This window comes from Amycolatopsis sp. (assembly GCF_036008905.1).
Taxonomy (GTDB): Bacteria; Actinomycetota; Actinomycetes; order Mycobacteriales; family Pseudonocardiaceae; genus Amycolatopsis.
In genome coordinates this window covers 1-4,170 of sequence record NZ_DASYMU010000030.1, presented here as the reverse complement: position 1 = coordinate 4,170, position 4,170 = coordinate 1, and the positions used below count along the sequence as shown (strand labels likewise).

Annotated in this window: 4 protein-coding genes and 1 pseudogene; all 5 read left to right on the top strand. The window is 66.2% G+C overall.

Annotated elements, in window-relative coordinates:
- Positions 1-127 precede the first annotated feature (127 nt).
- The gene (locus VGP60_RS05980; RefSeq protein ID WP_327546850.1) at positions 128-685 is read left to right on the top strand and encodes a YbaB/EbfC family nucleoid-associated protein; all 558 of its coding nucleotides are present in this window, start codon (positions 128-130) and stop codon (positions 683-685) included.
- Positions 686-700: 15 nt separating this feature from the next.
- Complete coding sequence (locus VGP60_RS05975) at positions 701-1,036, top strand: hypothetical protein (protein WP_327546849.1); 336 nt, start codon at positions 701-703, stop codon at positions 1,034-1,036.
- Positions 1,033-2,403: a hypothetical protein gene (locus VGP60_RS05970; RefSeq protein WP_327546848.1), complete on the top strand. Its 1,371-nt coding sequence runs from the start codon at positions 1,033-1,035 to the stop codon at positions 2,401-2,403. Before VGP60_RS05975 ends, VGP60_RS05970 begins: the two co-directional genes overlap by 4 nt.
- 231 nt (positions 2,404-2,634) lie before the next feature.
- On the top strand, positions 2,635-3,300 hold the full coding sequence (locus VGP60_RS05965; protein ID WP_327546847.1) for a hypothetical protein: 666 nt from the start codon (positions 2,635-2,637) through the stop codon (positions 3,298-3,300).
- Between the two features lie 637 nt (positions 3,301-3,937).
- A pseudogene (locus VGP60_RS05960) lies at positions 3,938-4,170 on the top strand (hypothetical protein); the annotation flags it as partial.

The following is a 4,170-nucleotide window of genomic DNA, read 5'->3' as shown; positions in this document are numbered from 1 at the left end:
AATCTGACCTGCCTACAGCATGTGGTTCATGTCGCATTCAGCTGGTGGTTGTGTTGGTGCCATCTGAAGTTGAGGGGGCGCTGATTGACTTCTGGTGACGCATGTTCCTTCTCGCGACGAGGACAAATTGACACAGTCAGTGCCCCCCGGTGGCGACGACCCGTTGGCCGCGTTCACCGCCGAGCTCGATGGATTCCAGGCCAAGGTCACTGCCGCCCAGGAAAGACTCCGGTCCGCCGTCGTCACCGTGCAGGCGCCGGACGGGGCGGTTTCGGTGACCGTCGGCCCGAGCGGGGCCCTGCAGGAACTCCGGTTCGGCCCCCGGGCGTACGAGCGTCCCCCGCAAGCCCTTTCCAGCCAGGTGATGCAGCTGATCGGCCGCGCGCAGCAGAAGGTCTCGGCCGAGGTCGCGGACGCGTTCAGCGGCTTGGTGGGAGAGAGCTCGGCCGCCCGCGAACTGCTGGACGAGTTCCTGCCGGAGCCCGAACCGGACGAGGGGACACCACGCCCGGAAAGTGGCGCCAGGTTCCTGCCGGAGGAGGAGGTCGACGACCGGCCGTCGCGACCGCCTTCGCCCCCGCCGCAGCAGCCGCCGCCGAGTCCACCGCAACCGCAGCGTGGTCAGCCGCGCCGTCGTCCCCGGCAGGAGCCGGACGAGGACAACGGCGAGAGCAACCCCTGGTAACTAGGAGGAGAACCGGTGGTTTCTGGAGCAGGTTTTTCGGTCGACCCCGCGGAGCTGGAAAAGTTCAGCCAGTTCCTGTCGGGCACCACCCAACCGGCGGTGCAGGACGCCGCCAACCGGATGGAGGCCGCCAACGGATTCGACAACGCCGCGTTCGGCATCCTGCTCGCGCAGGTGCTCGCCGTGCCCTCGCGCATCACGATGGCCGTGATCACGGGGGAGATCACCAAACTCGTCGGCGACATCGCCAAGTCCGCCACCGACGTGAAGAAGGCCGCCGACGTGTACACGAACCATGACTCGAGCGTGGTCCAGACCTTGGGCACGTTCAAGACGGAGCTGAGCCAGTGACCGTTCCCATCACGCCGTCGAACTCCACGACCGGAGCCGGCGCGATCGACAGCTGGCACATGGTGGCCGACTCGATCGGCAAGGTCCAGGACGCGCACGGCGGTGACCTCGCGGCCGTCAGCATCGAGCTGGGCATCAACATCATCAGCGCCGCGCTCGACACCGTCGCGCTGGTCATGGACCCGTTCGCGAAGCTGATCGCCGCGGGCCTGGGCTGGCTGATCGAGCACGTCTCGTTCCTGAAGTGGCCACTGGACCAGGTCGCGGGCAACCCCGCCGAGGTCACGAAGATCGCCAACGAGCTGCACAAGATCGGCGAGGGGCTGCGCAACACCGGGACCGAACTCGACTCCACGCTCCAGTCGACGATCACCCAGTGGCAGGGCGACGGCCACGACAGCTTCGTGAAGTCGATCGGCGACCGCAAAGGCTGGATCGACGCCAACGCCAAGGCGTCCGACGTCGCCGGCTACATGGTCGAGACCACCGGAGCTCTGATCGGCGCCGTCCGCTCGCTGCTCCGCGACATCATCACGACGATCCTCGGTGACATCATCTCCACGATGCTGATCGCGCTCGCGATGGCCGCGTTCACCTTCGGCGCGTCGATCGTGGTCGGGGTGGGCAAGTGCGTCGTGACGGTCTCGATCCAGGTCGCGGCGATGGTGGCCAAGCTCGCCAAGGTCGTCGCCTACGCCGGTCGCACCCTGGCTCGGCTCACCCAGCTGTCGAAGCTGGTCAAGCCGAAGGGCGGCGCGAACCCGGGGCACGAGATGACCAACCTACCGCGCCCGGCCGGAAACGCCGGCGGCGTGCCGAACTTCTCGCGGCCGCTGCCTCGACCTGGCGCCACGCCGAGCGCCCGGCCCGGCGGCGACGGCACGGTCCCCAACTTTTCGCGGCCGCTTCCTCCACCCGGCAACGCGATCACCCACGACGGCCCGGCGGTGCCCGGCGGTGGCACGCCCGTCACCCGGCCCCCGGGCGACGGCACCACGCCGAACTTCTCGCGGCCGCTGCCGAGGCCCGCGGACCCGGCACCGGCGCCGAAGCCGCCGTCGCCGAAGTCAAAGCTGAGCGACCAGGACGTCTCGACGATCAAGAAGCACGAGGACTGGCTGAAGACCAAGTTCGGTGACAGCTACGGGAAGATGAAGTGGGTCGACGACTGGCTGAAGAAGAACAAGCCGGACTACTACCCGATGCTGAAATCGCTCTCCGACGCCAAGAGCTCGAAGAACTTCGCCGGCTGGGTGGGCAAGGACATCGTCCAGGTCGACCGCGGCCTCACTGACATCCAGTCGCAGGCCGAGGCCGCCTGGGCCGAGGAGAACAAGCAGGAACAGCAACAGGCGCAGCCGAGCTGAAACCGGGGCCCGGTTCCGCCTGGCCGTGTAGAGCCGGACAGCGTCGTCAACTTCCGTGACAGAGAGCCCTCGGCGACGCATCGGAACCTCCTGGCGGTTGAGGATCTGGCGCCCGGCCGGGCGGTGGAAGCGCAGTCGAATTTTCGCGGCTGTCGAGGGCGGAATTTCTCGCCCGTTGGGCGCCCCAGCCGCTAACGTTTTTCCTGAGACCGAGACTGGGGAGGATGTCTGATGGCTGAGGTGGTCCTGCCCGAGCTCGACGAGGTCGATGTCGATCTGGTCCCGCGGCGAACGCTCGGCGACGCCGGAGGCGACCGGGTAGCCGGTCAGGTCAGCATCGGCCGCGCACAGGCGATCCGGCTGTACCCGGACGCCGACGGGGCCGGCGACGAGGACCACTATTACCTTGTGTCGTTGAGCTGCACGTTCCGCCAGGGTGACGCGCCGGTCGTGAGCGCCGTGTTCTCTATCGAACTGGTGCAGGCCGAGATCATCGGTGTCACGAGCCCGGTGGTGTGGTCGATGGATCCGCTGCGCCGCGCGACCGCGGTGAAGCATCGCCGGGTCGTGTCCGTCGGGCCGAACCTCAAGATCGTCCCGGACGTGGTCGAGTTCGACACCTCCATCGAGCACAGCGCCGAGTACACCGTCGACGTGAATCACCTCGTCGCGGAGGGGGAGGGCGAACGGCAGGTCGACTGGACGTTCACCGCCACGAAGGCCGTCGACCTCGTCGGTGTCCATCAACTGAGTCTGGTCGCGCGGACCTCGTCCCGCAGTGCGGTTCACGCTGTTTCAACTGGGGCAAATCTGGGGCACAGGGGTGCCGTCAAAGGCAGTGAACGGCACGGAATGGCGACCAACGGTAGTCAACGGCACCGTTTGACCTGGCAGTGAGGGGGTCAGGGGTTCGAATCCCCTTAGCTCCACACATGAAGTTGTAGATGAACCCCCTGAGCGCCTGGAAATCCCAGGTCAGGCGCTCGTAGGGGGTTCATCTGTGTCAGGGGTTTGGTCGCGACACGTTGGGTCGCTTACTAGAACTTCGGCCGGGCTGCCTGGATCTTGATCCGGGTCGCCATCCAGGCTTCTTGCGATCTCAACGAGGACCTTGGCGATCTTGTGCGCGTCTGGCGGATCGTGTCGCACACCCCGAATCCGGACCCTTGACACATGGGTTCGGGGCTTGCGTCCCCGCCTCTTTGGTTTGGCCACCAGAGTCACCACCATGTCGCGACGGTCGTAGGTCACGCAGATGGGGACGAGGATCTCACTGTTCGTCATCGAGGCTGCTGACACTGATCTCGATCTCTCATCAAGGATAAACTCGCAGCATTCGGATGTCTCCTTTTGTGAAACGCCGCAGGTTGGCTGTTTCGGTGGGCGCCCAGCTCGTACACGGCTGTTCCGGCCTGGTAGCCCAGCGATGAGTTCCTGGACCTGATCGGCGTGGAGTTGGCGTGCCTACGTGTTTTGGGGTCGGCCGCCGGGCATTGGCGAAGGTGCGGGAACGAACCGCGGAGGACCCAGTAGCGTGAACAAGGTGCGTTCCTTGCCTGCCTCACGCGACCACCAGGTGCGGCTGACCGAGTCAGAAGCCCTCGCCACTCTGCGCACCGTGCTTGAACTGTGCGCGGCCGGTGAGGTGAAGTGCAGCGACAAGACCGGTCGCCCCTCCGCAGCCACCGTCCGTGCCATCGGCGAGCATCTAGAGCGCGGCGACTTCTACCCGGATGAACCCATCGCGGCCTTCGCGTGGCCGCTGTT